This is a genomic window from Clostridium sp. TW13, assembly GCF_024345225.1.
Classification (GTDB): Bacteria; Bacillota; Clostridia; order Clostridiales; family Clostridiaceae; genus Inconstantimicrobium; species Inconstantimicrobium mannanitabidum.
Genome location: NZ_BROD01000001.1, coordinates 4,416,268 through 4,437,800 on the forward strand (window position 1 = coordinate 4,416,268; position 21,533 = coordinate 4,437,800).

At 32.7% G+C, this 21,533-nt stretch carries 18 protein-coding genes, 1 tRNA gene and 2 other annotated features; all 19 genes read left to right on the top strand.

Annotation, left to right across the window (positions count from 1 at the left end; translation table 11 throughout):
* Positions 1–118 precede the first annotated feature (118 nt).
* On the top strand, positions 119–1,213 hold the full coding sequence (locus OCU47_RS20615; protein WP_261830435.1) for a PIN/TRAM domain-containing protein: 1,095 nt from the start codon (positions 119–121) through the stop codon (positions 1,211–1,213).
* Positions 1,214–1,234: 21 nt separating this feature from the next.
* Entirely contained in the window at positions 1,235–1,918 is a 684-nt protein-coding gene (gene ispD, locus OCU47_RS20620; RefSeq protein ID WP_261830436.1) for a 2-C-methyl-D-erythritol 4-phosphate cytidylyltransferase, read from the top strand.
* Between the two features lie 44 nt (positions 1,919–1,962).
* Positions 1,963–2,143, top strand: a binding site (T-box leader).
* A gap of 58 nt (positions 2,144–2,201) precedes the next feature.
* Entirely contained in the window at positions 2,202–3,917 is a 1,716-nt protein-coding gene (locus tag OCU47_RS20625) for a proline--tRNA ligase (protein WP_261830437.1), read from the top strand.
* 22 nt (positions 3,918–3,939) lie between these two features.
* The gene (cysS, locus tag OCU47_RS20630) at positions 3,940–5,337 is read left to right on the top strand and encodes a cysteine--tRNA ligase (protein WP_261830438.1); all 1,398 of its coding nucleotides are present in this window, start codon (positions 3,940–3,942) and stop codon (positions 5,335–5,337) included.
* A gap of 423 nt (positions 5,338–5,760) precedes the next feature.
* Positions 5,761–6,180: a Mini-ribonuclease 3 gene (locus OCU47_RS20635; RefSeq protein WP_261830439.1), complete on the top strand. Its 420-nt coding sequence runs from the start codon at positions 5,761–5,763 to the stop codon at positions 6,178–6,180.
* Between the two features lie 18 nt (positions 6,181–6,198).
* A complete protein-coding gene (gene rlmB / locus OCU47_RS20640; protein ID WP_261830440.1) occupies positions 6,199–7,086 on the top strand; it encodes a 23S rRNA (guanosine(2251)-2'-O)-methyltransferase RlmB in 888 nt (295 codons plus the stop codon).
* Positions 7,087–7,123: 37 nt separating this feature from the next.
* On the top strand, positions 7,124–7,630 hold the full coding sequence (locus OCU47_RS20645) for an NYN domain-containing protein (protein ID WP_261830441.1): 507 nt from the start codon (positions 7,124–7,126) through the stop codon (positions 7,628–7,630).
* A 72-nt stretch (positions 7,631–7,702) separates the two neighbouring features.
* Positions 7,703–8,341, top strand: a complete 639-nt coding sequence (gene sigH, locus OCU47_RS20650; RefSeq protein WP_261830442.1) for an RNA polymerase sporulation sigma factor SigH — start codon at positions 7,703–7,705, stop codon at positions 8,339–8,341.
* Positions 8,342–8,462: 121 nt separating this feature from the next.
* Positions 8,463–8,538: transfer RNA gene (locus OCU47_RS20655), tRNA-Thr, on the top strand.
* Positions 8,539–8,592: 54 nt separating this feature from the next.
* The gene (gene tuf / locus OCU47_RS20660; protein ID WP_261830443.1) at positions 8,593–9,786 is read left to right on the top strand and encodes an elongation factor Tu; all 1,194 of its coding nucleotides are present in this window, start codon (positions 8,593–8,595) and stop codon (positions 9,784–9,786) included.
* Between the two features lie 190 nt (positions 9,787–9,976).
* A complete protein-coding gene (gene rpmG, locus OCU47_RS20665) occupies positions 9,977–10,126 on the top strand; it encodes a 50S ribosomal protein L33 (RefSeq protein WP_261830444.1) in 150 nt (49 codons plus the stop codon).
* A gap of 54 nt (positions 10,127–10,180) precedes the next feature.
* Positions 10,181–10,414 carry a preprotein translocase subunit SecE gene (gene secE, locus OCU47_RS20670; protein ID WP_261830445.1) on the top strand — a complete coding sequence of 78 codons (234 nt, stop codon included), beginning with the start codon at positions 10,181–10,183 and terminating at the stop codon, positions 10,412–10,414.
* A 37-nt stretch (positions 10,415–10,451) separates the two neighbouring features.
* The gene (gene nusG, locus OCU47_RS20675) at positions 10,452–10,973 is read left to right on the top strand and encodes a transcription termination/antitermination protein NusG (protein ID WP_261830446.1); all 522 of its coding nucleotides are present in this window, start codon (positions 10,452–10,454) and stop codon (positions 10,971–10,973) included.
* 72 nt (positions 10,974–11,045) lie between these two features.
* On the top strand, positions 11,046–11,471 hold the full coding sequence (rplK, locus tag OCU47_RS20680; protein WP_261830447.1) for a 50S ribosomal protein L11: 426 nt from the start codon (positions 11,046–11,048) through the stop codon (positions 11,469–11,471).
* A gap of 62 nt (positions 11,472–11,533) precedes the next feature.
* Positions 11,534–12,223, top strand: a complete 690-nt coding sequence (rplA, locus tag OCU47_RS20685; protein WP_261830448.1) for a 50S ribosomal protein L1 — start codon at positions 11,534–11,536, stop codon at positions 12,221–12,223.
* Positions 12,224–12,267: 44 nt separating this feature from the next.
* Positions 12,268–12,393 (top strand) — a sequence feature (ribosomal protein L10 leader region).
* Positions 12,394–12,427: 34 nt separating this feature from the next.
* Complete coding sequence (gene rplJ, locus OCU47_RS20690; protein ID WP_261830449.1) at positions 12,428–12,934, top strand: 50S ribosomal protein L10; 507 nt, start codon at positions 12,428–12,430, stop codon at positions 12,932–12,934.
* Between the two features lie 35 nt (positions 12,935–12,969).
* Positions 12,970–13,335 (top strand): 50S ribosomal protein L7/L12, encoded by a 366-nt coding sequence (gene rplL, locus OCU47_RS20695; protein ID WP_261830450.1) that lies wholly within the window; start codon positions 12,970–12,972, stop codon positions 13,333–13,335.
* An 856-nt stretch (positions 13,336–14,191) separates the two neighbouring features.
* The gene (gene rpoB, locus OCU47_RS20700; protein WP_261830451.1) at positions 14,192–17,905 is read left to right on the top strand and encodes a DNA-directed RNA polymerase subunit beta; all 3,714 of its coding nucleotides are present in this window, start codon (positions 14,192–14,194) and stop codon (positions 17,903–17,905) included.
* A 20-nt stretch (positions 17,906–17,925) separates the two neighbouring features.
* Positions 17,926–21,462 carry a DNA-directed RNA polymerase subunit beta' gene (rpoC, locus tag OCU47_RS20705; RefSeq protein WP_261830452.1) on the top strand — a complete coding sequence of 1,179 codons (3,537 nt, stop codon included), beginning with the start codon at positions 17,926–17,928 and terminating at the stop codon, positions 21,460–21,462.
* Positions 21,463–21,533 lie beyond the last annotated feature (71 nt).

Genomic DNA, 21,533 nt, shown 5'->3' on the forward strand with positions numbered 1-21,533 from the left:
TTATAAAAAAATTGATAGGGGGTATAATTAAGTTGTGATATAATTATTTTATTAGGTGTAGATTATTAGATTAAAATAGCAAGAAATTGGAGATTAATTTAAATGGAGGTGAAAAAAGTTGGTGAAAAATATTTTTAGGACTACAATAGTGATTTTAGGCTTAGTTATAGGTGGATTTTTATCAGCTGCTGTAGTTGGAAGTGAATATTTTAAACATATAACTATAGCTTCTGATCTGGTGAAGACAATAGTTGTATATGTATTTTTATTAATTTTATTCGGCATTATATCTTTTTTGATATCTTCTACATTGTATAAGGGCATTGAAAAACTAATCAACATTGTAGAAAAAAATACTCAAAAAATAACTGTAAGTGAAATTTTATTTGGTATATTAGGAGCTACTGTTGCGCTTATATTAACAACGTTATTTTTAGCACCTATAAGCAGACTTTTTGGAGAGATTAATCAAGTTTTAAGCTCTGTAGTATTTATTGTAATAAATTTAGTAGCTGTAATAGTTGGAGTAAATTTAAGTATAAAGAAAAAGGATGATATGCTTCTATTCTTTAAGAATTTTAAAAAGGATGGAGGTAAGGAAAAGAAATCAAAAACAAAAACTACTGCCAAAGTGCTAGATACATCTGTAATTATTGATGGTAGAATTTTTGATTTATGCCAAACTGGATTTATAGAAGGACCATTAGTGATTCCTAATTTTGTATTGGATGAATTAAGACATGTATCTGATTCTTCTGATGCATTAAAAAGAAACAGGGGAAGAAGAGGTTTGGATATCTTAAACAAAATACAAAAAGAATTGACTATAGAAGTAGAAAATTGGGAAGGTGATTTTCCTGAAATAGCAGAAGTTGATATAAAGCTTTTAAAGTTAGCTCAGAAACTAGGTGGGAAAGTAGTTACAAACGATTATAATTTGAATAAAGTAGCTGAATTCCAGGGAGTTCCTGTTCTTAATATAAATGAATTGGCTAATGCTATAAAGTCTGTTGTTTTACCAGGGGAAGAATTGAAATTAACAGTGGTAAAGGATGGAAAGGAAGCTGGACAAGGGGTTGCATATTTAGATGATGGAACTATGATTGTAGTAGAGGGTGGCAGAAAGTTCATGGGTGAACAGATAAATGCTATTGTAACATCAGTGCTTCAAACTGCGGCAGGTAGAATGATATTTGCAAAACAGAAGAATTAATATTAGCATGGGGGATTTAATATGAAAAAGGTAGCAGCTATTATTTTAGCAGGTGGAAGAGGAACTAGAATGAATATGGATAAGAGCAAGCAGTTTCTTTCGCTTAATGGAAAACCTCTCATATACTATACAATTAAGGCATTTGAACAAAATCCGAATGTTGATTCAATTATATTAGTTTTGCCAAAGAATGAAATTGATTATTGTGTAAAGGAAGTTATTCAAAAATATAATTTAAAAATTGATGATTTGGTAGAAGGCGGCAAAGAACGTCAAGATTCAGTTTATAATGCATTAAACAGACTTCAAGACTGTGATGTTGTACTTATACATGATGGAGCTAGACCGTTTGTAACCACAGAAATTATTGATAAAGGTATAGAATTTGCGAAATTATATGGTGCTGCAGCCCCAGGGGTAACTCCTAAAGATACAATAAAAGTAAAAGATAAAGATAACTTTTCAATATCAACACCAGAGAGAAGTTCACTTGTAGCGATACAAACTCCTCAATGTTTTAGGTATGATATTATAAAAAAGTGTCATGATAATATTAAAGAAAATCAAGTTCAAGTTACAGACGATACAATGGCTGTTGAAAGATATGCACATAAGGTTTATATTTATGAAGGTGAATATACTAACATTAAGGTTACAACACCTGAGGATCTTATAATTGCAGAACATTTAGCAGCACAAGTATAATTGACAGTAAAATTACCATATGATATAATTTACACAAAATTTAATAGCAAACAATGATGAAGATTAGTAGAAACAAACAATTACAGAGAAAAGATCCTAGGCTGAAAGATTTTTACCCCGTTTCGAACCTACTTCGGAGTTATAGGAAAAACCTATCGGTATTATACCGTTATTATAATTAGAGTACAAATTTAGGTGGTACCGCGGATATAACTCGCCCTAATATAAAAATTAGGGTGAGTTTTTTTGTTATAAAATATTTGATTTTAGGAGGATAATAATAATGAAAATGTCTAATATGTTGGTTTTGACAATGAAAGAAGTTCCAGCAGAAGCAGAAATATCAAGCCATCAACTAATGTTAAGAGCAGGTATGATGAGAAAGATGGCATCAGGAATATATAATTATATGCCATTGGGATTAAAAGTTCTAAAAAAAGTAGAAGATATAGTTAGAGAAGAAATGAATAATACTGGAGCACAAGAATTCTTGGCTTCTGCTATGATACCAGGAGAGTTATGGCAAGAATCTGGAAGATGGGATGCTTATGGTGCAGAAATGTTTAGAGTTAAAGATAGAAATGATAGAGATTTTTGTCTTGGACCAACTCATGAAGAAGTTTTTACAGATATAGCAAGAAATGAAATTAAATCATATAAGCAACTTCCAATAAACCTATATCAAATTCAAACTAAGTATAGAGATGAAAGAAGACCTAGATTTGGAGTTATGAGATCTAGAGAATTCGTGATGAAGGATGCTTACAGCTTTGATAAGGACCAAGAAGGATTGGATATATCTTATAACAAAATGCATGATGCGTATGTAAGAATATTTAACAGATGTGGCTTAGATGCAAAACCAGTAGAAGCTGATTCAGGAGCTATTGGAGGATCAAACTCAGCTGAATTTATGGTGAAATCAGAAGTTGGTGAAGATGACGTTGTGTTCTGCACATGTTGTGATTATGCAGCTAATATAGAAAAGGCAGTATCAACTCCAGAAATATCTCAAGAAGAAACTAAAAAAGACTTAGGTGAAGTAGAAACTCCAAATGCTAGAACAATTGAAGAACTTGTGAAATTCTTTAATACTACTGAAAAGAAATTTGCTAAGACATTAATTTTCAATGCAGATGGAAAGATAGTAGCAGTAATGGTTAGAGGAGATAGAGAAGTTAATGAAACTAAGGTTGCAAATGCTTTAGGTGGAGTTAACAATCTACAAATGGCAACAGAAGCAGAAGTTAAAAAAGCAACATCAGCAGCTATAGGTTTTGCTGGGCCAATAGGCATAAATGTTGATACCTTACTTGTTGATAACGAAGTAGCAAATATGTATAACTTTATAGTAGGAGCTAACAAGACAGGATATCACTATGAAAATGTAAACTATGGCAGAGATTTTAAAGGAACATTAGGAGATTTTAGAAATATAACAGAAGGTGAAAAATGTCCTAAATGTGGAGGCGAGGTAACTATTGCTAGAGGCACAGAGGTTGGACATATATTCAAGTTAGGAACAAAATATTCTGAAGCAATGAATGCTAATTTTATAGATGAAAATGGTCAAAGTAAGCCATTCATAATGGGTTGCTATGGAATAGGTGTAACTAGAACTGTTGCCTCAATAATAGAACAAAACCATGATGAAAATGGTATAGTATGGCCATTAGCTGTTGCTCCATATGAAGTTTCAGTTATACCAGTTAATTCTAAAGATGAAGAGCAAATGAAGGTTGCTGAGGAAATATATGCACAACTAAAGGTACTTGGTGTTGATGTAATTATGGATGACAGAAAAGAAAGAGCTGGAGTTAAGTTCAAAGATTCTGATTTAATGGGTATTCCAATGAGAATTACAGTTGGAAAGAAGATAGCTGAAGGCCAAGTAGAATTTAAGCTAAGAAATGCTGAAGATACAGAAACTATAAATATAGCTGATGTATACAATAGAGTTAAAAGTATATTTCAAGAAAATAGCATGAAATTGAAATAAAATATAGAGGAGGTGTAGGAGTATGAAGATTTATAATGATCTTACGAAAAAGAAAGAAGAATTCGTGCCTATAGAAGCTGGAAAGGTAAGAATGTACGTCTGTGGACCAACAGTGTATAATTACTTCCACTTAGGTAATGCAAGAACTTTTATTGCTTTTGATACTATTAGAAGATATCTAGAGTATAGAGGATATGATGTTAAGTTTGTTCAAAATTTTACTGATATAGATGATAAAATGATAAATAGAGCAAATGAAGAAAATACTACAGTAAAAGATCTTGGTGATAAGTATATAGATGAATATTATAAAGATGCAGATGGATTGCATATAGAAAGAGCAACTGTAAATCCAAGAGCAACTGAATACATTGATAAGATTATTGAATTTGTAAAAGAGCTTATAGAAAAAGGATATGCCTACGAGGTTGATGGAGATGTTTATTTCTCTACAAAGAAATTTGAGAGTTATGGAAAATTATCAGGACAAAACCTAGATGACCTTCAAATGGGTGCAAGAATAAATGTAGATGAAAGAAAGCAAGATCCAATGGATTTTGCTGTATGGAAATCTCAAAAACCAGGTGAACCAGCATGGGAAAGTCCATGGGGAATGGGAAGACCAGGTTGGCATATAGAATGCTCATGTATGGCAAAGAATCTTTTAGGAGATACAATTGATATCCATGCAGGTGGAACAGATTTAGCATTTCCACACCATGAAAATGAAATTGCTCAAAGTGAAGCAGTTACAGGAAAGACATTTTCAAACTATTGGATGCATGCAGCTTTTGTGAATGTAGATAACAAGAAGATGTCAAAGTCTTTGAATAACTTCTTTACAGTAAGAGATCTATTGGAGCAATATGATGCAGATGTAATAAGATTCTTATTATTATCAGGACATTATAGAGTGCAAATGAATTTCTCAAAGGAATTATTAGAATCAGCTAAAGCATCTATGCAGAGATTATATAATGCAGTGTGCAGTTTGGAAACAAATTTGAGTCATTCAACTAGAGAAGATGTAAATGAAGAGGAAGTTAAGTACTTAGAAGATTTAAATAAGTATAGAGAAAAGTATATTGAAAAGATGGATGATGATTTTAATACTGCTGATGCTATAACAGTATTATTTGATTTAGTAAAAGATATAAATAGCAATATTACTGGTGAGTCTTCAAAAGCTGTTATTAATGGAGCTTTATCCTTATTAAGAGAGTTAGGGGGACCATTAGGAATTTTACAAAAATCAACTCAAGGAGATTTAGATCAGGAAATTGAAAAGTTGATAGAAGAAAGACAAAAAGCAAGAAAAGAGAAGAATTGGGCTTTAGCAGACAAGATTAGAGATGAATTAAAAGCAAGAAATATTGTTTTAGAAGATACGCCAGAAGGCATAAGATGGAAAAGAGCTTAATATATACGCTTATGAAGTAATGATAATGTGAATAAAGTCCTTGAGATAGTCTGGTTATATGAAATTGTATTTAACTTACATGTCATATTAGGACTTGTCTCAAGGATTTTATTATTAATTAAGATATAAGATATAAAAAATAGTATCTATCAAAGTTTTATAAAATTTTTATATATTCGTTGAAATAAATTTATGTGTGTAGTGTAGTTTATATCGAATTTTATGGTATTGTTATATTAGGCATTTTCACGAAGTAAATAAATCCATATGCTAGTTCATTTTATGTTATACTATGTCAACAGAATCTTTAGATAAATTACTATCTGGGAACTTGTTTCTTTGTATAACTAGAAATATCTGTCGCATATTTGAAACTTGTATTTATTTTTAGATGTCTTATTAAAAGTAGAGGAGTGCTTATATTTGGAAAATCTTTTGATACAGCAATTAAGTGATGAAGAAGTAAGACGATTAAATCCACTTCAATTAGCATTGATTGGAGATGCTGCTTATGAAGTTTATATTAGAAATTATATACTTTTAAATAATAGAGAATTGAATGCACATAAGATACATGTTAAAGCAATAAAATTTGTTAAAGCAAAGGCTCAAAGTGATATAATGTTGGTTTTGGAGAATGAATTATTAGAGGCGGAAGAGTATTTTTATAAAAGAGGAAGAAATGCAAAATCACCTACAGTTCCTAAAAATGCTGATGTTAGAGATTATAGAAATGCAACAGGGTTTGAAGCTTTAATTGGATATTTATATCTAACTGGCAAAAATGAAAGACTTGAAAGTATTTTTAAGAAGTGTGTTCAAATAATAGAAGAAAAATCTTAAGATTTGGAGGTAAGTGTTGTGAAAGTTGATAATAAAAAAGGAAGATTTCAGAAGGAAAGTAAGGTTTGTAAGTCCAAAGAAGAATTTAACAACAAAAAAGTATTCAAGGATAATAGAAGAAGGGACGAAAATAGTACTGTTAAGAAAGCTGATAATTTTAATGAAGCAGTAAGAGAAGACATAATTGAAGGAAGAAATGCAGTAATAGAAGCTTTAAAATCTGATAGAACAATAGAGCAAATTATGATTGCTAAAGGTGATAAAGAAGGTTCTATAATAAAACTTATACAAATGGCTAAAGATAAAGGGATTGTAATAAAAGAAGTAGATAGAAGGAAACTAGATGGAATAAGTGAAACAGGAGCACATCAAGGAGTAATTGCTATTGTTACGCCATTTAAATATTCGACAGTAGAAGAAATTTTAGATTTTGCCAAGAGCAGAGGGGAGAGTCCTTTCATTGTTATTTTAGATGAAATAGAGGACCCTCATAATTTAGGATCAATAGTTAGAACAGCAGAATTATGTGGCGTTCACGGAATAGTAATACCTAAAAGAAGAAATGTGGGGATAACTCCTACTGTATACAAAACTGCTGCTGGAGCTATAGAGCATATGAAGATAGCTAAGGTCACAAATATAAACCAAACTATAGATACTCTTAAAAAGGAAGGCGTTTGGGTTTATGGTGCAGATATAGAAGGTACAGAGTATTCATATGAAACTGATTTTAGTGGACCATGTTGCTTGATAGTAGGGAATGAAGGAACAGGAATGGCTAAACTTACAAAGGATAGATGTGATAAGCTTATCAAAATACCAATGGTAGGAAAGATAAACTCACTTAATGCTTCAGTTGCAGGTGGAATAATGATGTATGAGGTGTTAAGAGGAAGATTTAGATAAATTAATCTATAAGTTAATTGTCTATATGGTGATAGCAATGAAAATTTTATTTGTTGATGGATATAATGTTATTAATTGTTGGCCTAATTTGAATAAAATTAAAGAGTATAGCTTTTCCGGTGCAAGAGAAAAGCTTGAAGATATATTGATTAACTATGCTAGTTTTAATAATTGCAAAGTATATTTAGTCTATGATGCTCATATGGTAGCAGGAAATGTAGAGAAGATTCATTCAGATAAGTATATTAATGTGGTTTTTACTAAAGATGGTGAGACTGCAGATCAATTTATTGAAAAGATGGTGAATAATTTAGGTAGAAAATCAGAAATTATGGTTGTAACTTCTGATTGGTTAGAACAACAAACAATTTTTCAAAGAGGCGCAATGAGAATGTCTTCTTTAGAATTTTATCATGATGTGTTAAAATCGGAAGAAAAAATTAGAAAAAAAACCAAAAGTAATTATGCAAAAGATAGAAATTTGTTGGAAGATAGTATAAGTGAAGATGTATTGAAAAAACTTGAAAATATGAGGAGAAGCTAGTTAAATGCTTGACTTGATTAAATAAGGTGTTCTATAATTTAATAGTATGAAGGCGCAAAAGGGGTGTAATTTATGCAGGGATTTATGGGGAAAAAAGGAAATACAGATTTTGAAGGGGAGCCGGATGAGAATATAGTTGTTATGGCTAAAACCGGAGATTATAGAGCACAAGAATGTCTTATAAGTAGGTATGAGAACTTTGTTAAATTAAAATCTAAATCATATTTTCTAGTGGGCGCCGATAAGGAAGATATATATCAAGAAGGTATGATTGGATTATATAAAGCAATACGAGATTATAATGAGGAAAAATTATCTTCTTTTAGAGCTTTTGCGGAGTTGTGTGTAACAAGACAAATAATAACTGCAATTAAAACTGCAACCAGGCAAAAACATATACCGCTTAATACTTATGTTTCTCTAAATAAACCAATTTATGAGGAAGAGTCAGATAGAACTTTACTTGATGTTATTTCAAGTTTAAACATATCAAATCCTGAAGAATTAATAATAGGTCAAGAAGAGATGAAGAGAATGCAAAATCAAATTGGTAATGTCCTGTCTGATTTTGAACTTAAGGTTCTAAATTCGTACATTGATGGGCGTTCGTATCAAGAGATTGCATGTACATTAGATAGAGAACCCAAATCTATAGATAATGCGCTCCAAAGGGTAAAAAGAAAACTAGAAAAATGTCTTAATGAAAAATAAAATATACAATAAAAAAATAAAATATAGTATGTTTGTAGATGGAGAAAAAATATTGACAAATAAAGAATTTGCTAGTAAACTATATAATTGGTATAGTTAATTATATAATTATCCATAAATTGCTCACGTAGCTCAGTCGGTAGAGCGTCACCTTGGTAAGGTGGAGGTCGTCGGTTCAATCCCGATCGTGAGCTCCAGAAGATGAAAAAATTCTAAAGGATATTTATTTATATTTAGGGAGGAATTTAACAATGGCTAAGTCAAAATTTGAAAGAAATAAACCACACGTTAACATCGGAACAATCGGACACGTAGACCACGGTAAGACAACATTAACAGCTGCAATCACAACAGTATTAGCAAACAAGGGATTTGCAGAAGCATTTAACTATGCTGATATAGATAAGGCTCCAGAAGAAAAAGAAAGAGGAATCACAATCAATACAGCACACGTTGAATATGAAACAGAAAACAGACATTATGCACACGTTGACTGTCCAGGACATGCTGACTACGTAAAGAACATGATAACAGGAGCAGCACAAATGGATGGAGCTATACTAGTTGTATCAGCAGCAGATGGTCCAATGCCACAAACAAGAGAACATATACTACTAGCATCAAGAGTTGGAGTAAACTACATCGTAGTATTCTTAAACAAAGCAGATATGGTAGATGATGAAGAATTATTAGAATTAGTTGAAATGGAAGTAAGAGAATTATTAAGTGAATATGACTTCCCAGGCGATGATATTCCAGTAATAAAGGGATCAGCATTACAAGCATTAGAAAACCCAACAGATGAAGCTAAGATAGCACCAATAATGGAATTAATGGCAGCAGTAGATAGCTACATCCCAACACCAGAAAGAGCAACAGATAAGCCATTCTTATTACCAGTAGAAGATGTCTTCACTATAACAGGAAGAGGAACAGTTGCAACAGGAAGAGTTGAAAGTGGAGTTCTACATGTAGGAGACGAAGTAGAAATCGTTGGATTAATGGAAGAAAAGAAGAAAGTTGTAGTAACAGGAATAGAAATGTTCAGAAAGTTACTAGACGAAGCACAAGCTGGAGATAACGTAGGAGTACTTTTAAGAGGAGTTCAAAGAACAGACATCGAAAGAGGTCAAGTATTATCAAAGCCAAATTCAGTACACCCACATAAGAGCTTCGTAGGTCAAGTATATGTATTAAAGAAAGAAGAAGGCGGAAGACATACACCATTCTTCGATGGATACAGACCACAATTCTACTTCAGAACAACAGACGTTACAGGATCAATCAAATTACCAGAAGGAATGGAAATGGTAATGCCAGGAGATCACATTGACATGAATGTTGAATTAATAACACAAATAGCAATGGATGAAGGATTAAGATTCGCAATCAGAGAAGGCGGAAGAACAGTAGGTTCTGGAGTTGTTACATCAATTAACGCTTAATTTATAAAATAATATAAACAGACATCAGTATTTAGATTTAAATGGAAGGGCTGGGTTAAATAACTAGTCCTTTGCATAGTGATGTATTATTGACATAATCAAAAAAGTGTGATAATGTAAATAAGTAACGCGTAAGAATCGAAAATATGGAAGATTATACCTATATACCAATGAACTGGAGGTGCAGAAAGTGAGAGTAAAAATAACTTTAGCATGCACAGAATGCAAGCAAAGAAACTACAATTCAATGAAGAATAAGAAGAATGACCCAGATAGATTAGAAATGAAGAAGTATTGCAAGTTCTGTAAAACTCATACTCTTCATAAAGAAACAAAATAGTTTCAATTAGGAATGACTTGAGTGTTTGATTAAAAGCTTAAGGATGTGAAGGTTATGGCTGTAGAGGGAAACGTTAAAAAAGCAGCTCCTAGTAAGGGAGTTAAGAAAACAAATTTTTTTAGAGAGGTTAAGGCAGAAGTTAAAAGAATAACTTGGCCTTCAAAAGAAGATACTAAAAAGGCTTTTTTAGCAGTATTAGTTTTCACCATAATATCTATGATATTAGTAGGTGTAATGGATTATGGTTTTAGCAACCTCTTTGATTTAATTTATAAGCTAAAGAAATAAAAGAGGAGGTTTGGATGATTAATCATCCGAATGTAATATGAGTGAAAGAGCTAGATGGTACGTAGTTCATACATATTCAGGCTATGAAAACAAGGTTAAAGCGAATATAGAAAAGACTATAGAAAATAGAAATCTTGGATCTTTAATAGTTGATATACAGGTTCCTGTAGAAGATGTTGTTGAAGAGAAGGATGGAAAGCAAAAAGTTTTAACAAAGAAAAAGTTCCCAGGATATGTATTGATAAAAATGTTTATGACAGACGAATCATGGTATGTCGTAAGAAATACAAGAGGAGTTACTGGATTTGTTGGTCCAGCTTCTAAACCTGTACCACTTACCGATGAAGAGGTGGAGTCTATGGGAGTTTTAGAAATGCCTGTAGAAATCGACTTGGAGGTAGGAGAGTCTGTGAGAATTATTTCAGGTCCTATTAAGGATTTTGTAGCTACTATACAAGAAATAAATTCTGAAAAACACAAGATTAAGGGCTTAGTAGATATGTTTGGTAGAGAAACTCTTGCTGAACTAGACTTTAATCAAATAGAAAAATTAGATTAATAATCAGACTAACGTCTTTATTAAGTGGGAGGGCGTAAGTCCGAAATTACCACAGTATAGGAGGAATAACTAATGGCTAAGAAAGTAACAGGAATGATTAAGCTTCAACTTGTAGCAGGTAAGGCGACACCAGCACCACCAGTTGGACCAGCACTAGGACAACACGGTGTAAATATAATGGGATTCTGTAAAGAATTCAATGCAAAAACTGCAAATCAAGCTGGATTAATAATTCCAGTAGTTATAACTGTATATCAAGACAGATCATTCAGTTTTATACTAAAGACTCCTCCAGCAGCAGTTCTAATAAAGAAAGAATTAGGACTTGAAAGCGGATCAGGAGTGCCAAATAGAACTAAGGTTGGATCTTTAACAAAAGATCAAGTTAGAAAGATAGCAGAAACAAAAATGCCAGACTTAAATGCAGCTACAATTGAAACAGCTATGAGCATGATAGCTGGAACTGCAAGAAGTATGGGAATAACTGTACAAGAATAATCTTTCACGTAACTAAATTGGTGGGAGGTAAAAACCGTTAATACCACAAAGGAGGATTAATAATGGGTAAGAAATATGTAGAAAGCGCTAAGTTAGTGGATAGAAATGCATTATATACACCAGCTGAAGCACTAGAACTTTCAGTAAAAACTGCTAAAGCTAAGTTTGATGAGACTATAGAATGTCACGTTAGACTTGGAGTAGATTCAAGACATGCAGATCAACAAGTAAGAGGTGCTGTAGTTTTACCTCATGGAACAGGAAAGAGTGCAAGAGTACTTGTATTCGCTAGAGGAGATAAAGCTAAAGAAGCTGAAGCAGCAGGAGCTGACTTTGTTGGAGCAGATGAACTAGTTGGAAAGATCCAAGGTGAAAACTGGTTTGATTATGATGTTGTAGTTGCAACTCCAGATATGATGGGTGTTGTAGGTAGATTAGGTAGAGTATTAGGACCAAAGGGATTAATGCCAAATCCTAAGTCTGGTACAGTTACATTTGACGTAGCTAAAGCTATATCAGAAATTAAAGCTGGTAAAGTTGAATACAGACTTGATAAGACTGCTATAATCCACTGTCCAATAGGAAAGGCTTCATTTGGAGCTGAAAAGTTAAAGGAAAACTTCCATACATTAATAGAAGCTATAGTTAAGGCTAAGCCAGCAGCTGCTAAAGGACAATACATTAAATCTGTATCTGTAGCAGCAACTATGGGACCAGGAGCAAAGGTTAACCCAACAAAAGTTTTAGAATAGTATTGACTAGTGATAAAAGTTTTGATATAATTTAACCGTTGCAAAAAACAGAATAAAGATCTCCGTAGATAGCAGGTGCTAGTCATAACGTAAATCAACCTGCCGAGGATTCCATACAAGAAATTGAATGGTCTTCCTATGTCTATGGGGAGACCTTTATTGATTTATAAAGCAGTTAATAACTGTGAGGAGGTGGACTAAACAGTGGCAAATAAGAATAGACAATTAAAAGAAGCTAAAGTTGCTGAAATTAAAGAAAAGTTAGAAAAGGCTGAGGCAGTTGTACTTGCAGATTATCAAGGACTAACTGTTGAAGAAGATACATTACTAAGAAAGAATTTAAGAGAAGCTGGCGTTGAGTATAAAGTATACAAGAACAAGTTAGTTTCATTAGCTGCTAAGGAATTAGGACATGATGGAATAGTTGAATTCTTAGAAGGACCAGTTTCAATAGCATTTGGATATGAAGATGCTACTGCACCTGCAAGAATTCTTAATGATTTTGCAAAAGATCATAAGAAACTTGAATTAAAAGCAGGTATAGTTGGTGGAGATATCTATGATGAAGCTAAGATTAAGCAATTAGCTACAATCCCACCAAAGGATGTACTAATAGCAAAACTTCTTGGAAGCTTCAAGGCTCCAGTATCAAACTTTGCATATTTAATTAATGCAATAAAAGACAAAAAAGAAGCAGAAAGTGCTGAATAATTAAAAAATAGTGAAAAATTTCGGAGGTGCGAATAATGAATAAAGAACAAATAATAGAAGCTATAAAGAATATGACAGTTTTAGAATTAAATGAATTAGTTGAGGCTTGTGAAGCTGAATTTGGTGTAAGTGCTGCTGCTCCTGTAGCTGTAGCTGGTGGAGTTGCTGGTGCAGCTGCTGCTGAAGAAAAGACTGAATTTGACGTAGTTTTAGCTGCTGCTGGTTCAGAAAAGATAAAGGTTATAAAAGTAGTTAGAGAAGTAACTGGATTAGGATTAAAAGAAGCTAAGGAAATAGTTGATGGAGCTCCTAAGACATTAAAAGAAGCTGTAGCTAAAGAAGAAGCAGAAGCTATAAAAGCTAAGCTTGCAGAAGTTGGAGCAACTGTTGAATTAAAGTAATTTGATTCATAGAAGTTTTAATTTCTAGATACAATGACTCCGTTGGATATAATAATTTATCTGATAAATTATAATCCAATGGAGTTTTATTTTTAACTAGAAATATATTACTGTTTTATCATGATTATATGTATAATTTGTTGGTAAATAAAGATATTGACTAAGCAAATTGGTAATGATACTATTTAAATAAGTTTGTAAAAGAGTTGGAACAAGTTGATACCAATGATATAGATTCTAGATTTATAGTCGACCAATATGCAAAGTTAAAAAGTTATATATAACCTGATTTCCTTATTATATTAGGATGATATAGCAAAAAAGAATTGGAAATGATTAGATATAACATTAAATAAAAATATATACATAATATCTATTAAAGTATATGATTTTTACTAATAGATAAGCAAATAATAAAAAAACATATAAAATTATACTATAAGAAGTATAGTAAATGATGTTTTAGATATAATTAAAAATAGTTTTAATATTTCTTTTGAAGAATATGGCATAGATTATGATGAATTGATAGATGAAGTGGTATGCTTGAGTGTTTATGTTCAAGAGATTACTAGAACATCTGATTAAAAAATAATAAATTAAGATTATTAAAGTAATATGTTGCAAAAGAGTAATATATAACTTATAATATATTTTTATGAATAAATATTGACACTTGACAACTATTGTGGTAACATATTTAATTGCATTGAAATGTATCCAGAAGAGCAAAATATTTTACTGAAAAGTATTAGTTTGGGTAATGGTTAATGTTTAAATGCAGTGTATACAATCCAGTAACAAAAACAAAAATTGAGTTATTGGTTATTTTACTATATACAAGGGGTGAAAACTTATGATACATCCTGTCCAAGTCGGTAAACGAACTAGAATGAGTTTTGGAAAGGTAAAAGAAGTCGTACAAATGCCGAATCTTATTGAAGTACAATTAGATTCGTACAGATGGTTTTTAGATGAAGGGCTTCAAGAGGTTTTTGATGATGTAAATCCTATATCAAATTTTGCTGGTAATCTAGTACTTGAATTTATAGGTTATAAGCTTGATATGGATAGCATTAAATATCCTGTTGAAGAATGTAAAGAAAGAGATGCAAATTTTGCAGCTCCTCTAAAAGTTGCAGTAAGACTTCAAAACAAAGAAACAGGCGAAATAAAAGAGCAAGAAGTCTATATGGGAGATTTCCCATTGATGACAGATCAAGGAACATTCATTATTAATGGTGCAGAAAGAGTAATAGTTTCACAATTGGTAAGATCACCAGGAGTATATTACAGCTACACCGTTGATAAGAGTGGTAAAAAGTTGTTTGCAGCAACAATAAATCCTAATAGAGGAGCTTGGTTAGAATATGAAACTGACTCCAATGATATTATCTATGTTAGGATAGACAAAACAAGAAAACTTCCTATAAGTATACTTGCAAGAGCTATGGGTCTTGGAAGTGATCAAGAATTACTTGATTATTTCGGAGAAGAAGAAAGATTAAAAGCAAGTATAGAAAAAGATAATACAAAAACAAGGGAAGAAGCTTTATTAGAAATTTATAAAAGGTTAAGACCAGGTGAACCACCTACTGTAGACAGTGCAGTTTCACTTATTGATTCATTATTCTTTGATGCAAAAAGATATGATTTATCTAAAGTAGGTAGATATAAGTTTAACAAGAAGTTAGCAATTAACTTAAGAATAGCTAATCAAATAGCTACTAATGATATAGTAAACCCTGAAACAGGAGAAATCATTGTTTCTAGTGGAGAAAAGATTAGTAGAACTAAGGCAGATCAAATCCAAAGTTTAGGAATTAATTCTGTCGACATAACTGTAGAAGATAAAATAGTTAGGGTAATAGGAAATCACTTTGTGGATATCCATAAGCATGTAGACTTTAATATTGATGATTTAAATATTAAGGAATTAGTACATTATCCAACACTTAGAGAAATACTAGATAATTATTCAGATGAAAAAATAATTAAAGAAGAAATAAAGAAAAATATAAATAGACTTATACCAAAGCACATAATCAAAGACGATATATTTGCAACTATTAGTCACGAATTAGGATTGGCTTATGGTGTAGGTACAGTTGATGATATAGATCACTTAGGAAACAGAAGATTAAAGTCTGTAGGCGAATTGCTACAAAATCAATTTAGAATTGGTTTATCAAGAATGGAAAGAGTAGTTAAAGAAAGAATGACCATTCAAGACCAAGAAGCAATAACTCCACAAGCCTTAATCAATACTAGACCAGTTGTAGCTGCTATAAAAGAATTCTTTGGTAGTTCACAATTATCACAATTCATGGATCAAAATAATCCTCTTTCTGAGTTAACTCATAAGAGAAGATTATCAGCACTTGGACCAGGAGGTCTTTCAAGAGAAAGAGCTGGTTTCGAAGTAAGAGACGTTCACCATTCACATTATGGAAGAATGTGTCCAATAGAAACTCCAGAAGGTCCAAATATAGGACTTATTAACTCTTTAGCAACTTATGCAAGAGTTAATGAATATGGTTTTATTGAAACACCATATAGAGTTGTTGATAAAGAAACTGGAAGAGTTACTGATGAAATTAGATATTTTACTGCTGATGAAGAAGATCATTGTTTAGTTGCACAGGCAAAAGAACCATTAGATGAAAATGGATACTTTGTAGATACTAGAATTACTGTTAGATCTCAAGAAGACATATTGTTTGTTCCAAAAGAAGATGTTGACTTGATGGACGTATCTCCAAGACAAATAGTATCTGTTGCAACAGCTATGATACCATTCCTTGAAAATGATGATGCATCTAGAGCACTTATGGGTTCAAACATGCAACGTCAAGCAGTTCCACTATTAAAGCCACAAGCTCCAATAGTTGGTACTGGAATTGAGTATAGAGCAGCTGTTGATTCAGGGGTTCTACCTAAGGCGAAAAATGCCGGTGTAGTAACATATGTTGGCGCAAATGAAGTTAGAATCAAAAGAGATTCTGATGGTGGCACAGATGTTTATAAGCTACTTAAATTCAAGAGATCAAACCAAGGAACTTGTATAAATCAAAGACCGATAGTTTCAAAGAATGAAATTATATATAAAGATCAAGTTCTTGCTGATGGACCTTCTACAGATTTAGGAGAAATAGCTTTAGGAAAGAATATTACTATGGGATTCATCACATGGGAAGGATATAACTATGAAGATGCCATGTTAATCTCTGAAGAATTAGTAAGAGAAGATGTATTTACATCAATCCACATAGAAGAATATGAATGTGAAGCTAGGGATACTAAATTAGGACCAGAAGAAATAACTAGAGATATACCTAATGTTGGTGAGGATTCACTAAAGGATTTAGATGATAGAGGAATAATTAGAGTTGGTGCTGAAGTTAGATCAGGAGATATCTTAGTTGGAAAAGTTACACCTAAGGGAGAAACTGAATTAACAGCTGAAGAAAGATTGTTAAGAGCAATCTTTGGAGAAAAAGCTAGAGAAGTAAGAGATACTTCACTTAGAGTACCACATGGAGAAGCTGGTATAATAGTCGATGTTAAAGTATTTACTAGAGAAAATGGAGATGAACTTCCTCCAGGAGTAAATGAATTAGTAAGATGTTATATCGCTCAAAAGAGAAAAATATCAGTAGGAGATAAGATGGCTGGTCGTCATGGTAACAAGGGTGTTATCTCAAGAGTATTACCAGAAGAAGATATGCCATTCTTACCAGATGGAAGACCACTTCAAATCTGCTTAAACCCACTGGGAGTTCCTTCTCGTATGAATATAGGTCAGGTACTAGAAGTACATCTAGGATGGGCAGGTCTAAAATTAGGCTGGCACATAGCAACACCAGTATTTGATGGAGCGACAGAAAATGATATAGAAGAATGTCTTGAAAAAGCAGGATATAATTCTAATGGAAAGACAAAACTATATGACGGAAGAACAGGAGAAGCATTTGATAATGAAGTTACTGTAGGTGTAATGTATATCTTAAAACTTGCCCATTTGGTTGATGATAAGATACATGCAAGATCTACTGGTCCATATTCACTAGTAACACAACAACCATTAGGAGGTAAAGCTCAATTTGGTGGTCAAAGATTCGGTGAAATGGAAGTTTGGGCTTTAGAAGCATATGGTGCTGCTCACATGTTACAAGAAATACTTACAGTTAAATCAGATGATGTTGTAGGTAGAGTTAAGACTTATGAGTCAATAGTTAAGGGTGAAAATATACCAGAACCAGGAGTTCCAGAATCATTTAAGGTTCTTATAAAAGAGCTTCAAGCACTATGTTTAGATGTTAAGGTATTAAATGAAAATAATGAAGAAGTTAAATTAAGAGATATTACAGAAGATGAAGCAGCTGAGTTAGAGGTTAATATAGAAGGAACAGAAGATTCTATTGTACCAACAAACCCAGATATAGATGATAATTATGTTGCCGAGGAATCAGAAGAAATTGAAGAAATTGAAGACGTAGATTACGACAACTTAGAGTTTGATGATTTTGACAGTGAATTAGAACTTGATGATTTCAATGATGAACACTAAATATGAAGGGAGGATTACCCTTGTTTGAGTTGAATAATTTTGATGCATTACAAATAGGGTTAGCATCTCCAGAACAGATAAGAGCATGGTCTAGAGGTGAAGTTAAAAAACCAGAAACTATAAACTATAGAACATTAAAGCCAGAGAAAGATGGGTTGTTCTGTGAAAGAATATTTGGACCTATAAAAGACTGGGAATGTCATTGTGGAAAATACAAAAGAGTTAGATACAAAGGAATAGTTTGTGACAGATGTGGTGTTGAAGTAACAAAGTCAAAAGTAAGAAGAGAGAGAATGGGGCATATAGAATTAGCTGCCCCTGTATCTCACATTTGGTACTTCAAAGGAATTCCATCAAGAATGGGATTATTAATTGATATGTCACCAAGAGCTTTAGAAAAAGTACTATATTTTGCTTCTTATATAGTAATAGATCCTAAAGAAACACCATTACTTAAAAAACAACTATTAAATGAAAAAGAATATAGAGAAGCTTGTGATAAGTATGGTGAAGAAAGCTTCGTTGCTGCTATGGGAGCTGAAGCAGTAAAAGAATTACTTGCTGAAATTGATTTGGAAAGAACTTCTGTTGAATTAAAAGAGGAGTTAAAGACTAGTACAGGTCAAAAGAAGGTAAGAGTCATAAGAAGATTAGAAGTTGTTGAGTCTTTTAGAAAATCAGGTAACCATCCAGATTGGATGATAATTGATGTTATTCCTGTAATACCACCAGATTTAAGACCGATGGTTCAATTAGACGGTGGAAGATTTGCTACTTCAGATTTAAATGACTTATACAGAAGAGTTATTAATAGAAATAACAGACTTAAAAAGTTAATAGATTTAGGTGCGCCAGACATCATTGTAAGAAATGAAAAGAGAATGCTTCAAGAAGCAGTGGATGCACTTATTGATAATGGTAGAAGAGGTAGGGCTGTAACTGGACCAGGAAACAGACCGTTAAAGTCTTTATCAGATATGCTTAAAGGTAAGCAAGGTAGATTTAGACAAAATCTTCTTGGAAAAAGAGTTGACTACTCTGGTAGATCAGTTATCGTTGTTGGACCAGAACTTAAGATGTACCAATGTGGTCTTCCTAAAGAAATGGCAATAGAATTATTTAAGCCATTTGTAATGAAAAAATTAGTTGAAGATGGTGTTGCTCACAACATTAAATCAGCTAAGAGAATGGTTGAAAGAGTTATGCCTCAAGTTTGGGATGTACTAGAAGATGTTATAGCAGATCATCCAGTATTGTTAAACAGAGCACCTACTCTTCATAGATTAGGAATTCAAGCATTCCAACCAGTTTTAGTAGAAGGAAGAGCTATTAAACTCCATCCATTAGCATGTACTGCATATAATGCGGACTTTGATGGTGACCAAATGGCTATTCACGTTCCATTATCTGTAGAAGCACAAGCAGAAGCTAGATTCTTGATGCTTGCAGCAGGAAACATAATGAAGCCTTCAGATGGTAAACCAGTATGTGTTCCTACACAAGATATGGTACTTGGTTCATACTACTTAACAATTGATAAAGATGGTGTCAAGGGAGAAGGAATGGTATTCTCTTCTTCAGAAGAAGCAATTATGGCATATCAATTAAATGAGATATCTATACATGCTAAGATAAAAGTTAAAGTTACAAGAGAATTTGATGGAAAAATTGAGTCTGGAATAATTAACACTACTCCAGGTAAAATATTATTTAATGAATCAATTCCTCAAGATCTTGGATTTGTAGATAGAAATGATCCTGAACATAAATTTGACATGGAAGTTGATTTCCTTGTAACAAAGAAGAGTTTAGGTAAGATTATCGATAAGTGTTATATGGTTCATGGACCAATCAATACATCTACAATGCTAGATCAAATCAAGGCTAAGGGATATCATTATTCATCAATTGGAGCAGTAACTGTTGCAGCATCAGATATCACAGTTCCTAAGAGAAAATATGAATTACTAGAAGATGCAGATAAAACAGTTGATAAAATAGAAAAATTATATAGAAGAGGATTAATATCAGAAGACGAAAGATATCAAAGAGTTATAGATAAGTGGACTAAGACAACTGAAGAAGTTGCAGATGCACTTATGGACAGTATGAATAGATTTAATCCAATATTTATGATGGCTGACTCAGGAGCCAGAGGATCTAAGTCTCAAATTAAGCAGCTTGCTGGTATGAGAGGACTTATGGCAAGTCCATCTGGTAAAATTCTTGAGTTACCAATCAAAGCATCATTTATAGAAGGGCTAGACGTATTGGAATACTTTATTTCAACACATGGAGCTAGAAAGGGTAATGCCGATACAGCTCTTAAGACAGCCGATTCTGGATATTTAACAAGAAGACTTGTTGATGTTAGCCAAGATGTTATTGTAAGAGAAGATGACTGTGGTACATCACAAGGTATTTATGTTGAAGAAATTAAAGAAGGTAGCGAATCAATTGAAGGGCTACAAGAAAGAATAACAGGTAGATATGTTGCAGAAGATGTGATTCATCCTGAAACAGGAGAAGTGTTAGTTGGAAAAGATTCTTATGTTGAACCAATGTTAGCTGAGAAAGTTGTAAAGGCTGGCGTTAAAAGGGTTAAGATAAGATCAGTATTTACATGTAAGTCAAAAGTTGGTGTTTGTGCTAAGTGTTATGGTATGGATATGGCAACAGCAAGCAAGATTAATATCGGTGAAGCTGTTGGTATAGTGGCAGCACAATCAATTGGTGAACCAGGAACACAGCTTACAATGAGAACATTCCATACAGGTGGAGTTGCTGGAGCCGATATTACACAAGGTCTTCCTAGAGTTGAAGAACTTTTTGAAGCTAGAAAGCCAAAGGGATTAGCTATAATTACTGAAATAGCTGGAACTGTAAGAAGAGAAGAAACTAAGAAGAAGAGAATAGTTATAGTAGTTGGAGAAGACGGCGAAGAAAGAGATTATGATATTCCATTCGGATCTAGAATTAAAGTTAATGATGGGGATGTAGTTGAAGCTGGAGATGAAATTACTGAAGGTTCAGTAAATCCACATGATATAATGGCAATTAAAGGTGTAGATGGAGTAAGAAAATATCTTTTATCAGAAGTTCAAAAGGTATATAGACTTCAAGGTGTTGATATTAATGATAAGCACTTAGAGGTTGTTGTAAGACAAATGACTAGAAAGGTTAAAGTAACAGATTCTGGTGATACTGAATTACTTCCAGGAACTATGATTGATATGTTTGATTTTGATGCAGCAAACGAAAAAGTTGAAGAGTTTGGTGGAGTAAAAGCTCAAGGGGAAAAAGTTCTTCTTGGTATTACAAAAGCAGCTTTAGCAACAGATAGTTTCTTATCAGCAGCTTCATTCCAAGAAACAACTAGAGTTCTTACTGATGCAGCTATCAAAGGAAAAATTGATCCACTAATTGGATTAAAGGAAAATGTAATTATTGGTAAATTGATTCCGGCTGGAACAGGAATGATGAGATATAGAGCATTAAGACTAAGTACAGATAACAATTTGGCAGAAAAAGAAGTAGAAAATCAAATTGAAGAATAAGAATTAAAATATTGACTTTAAAAAATTAAAATGATAAAATACAGGTTGTGTGCTTAGCACGTGACTGATGA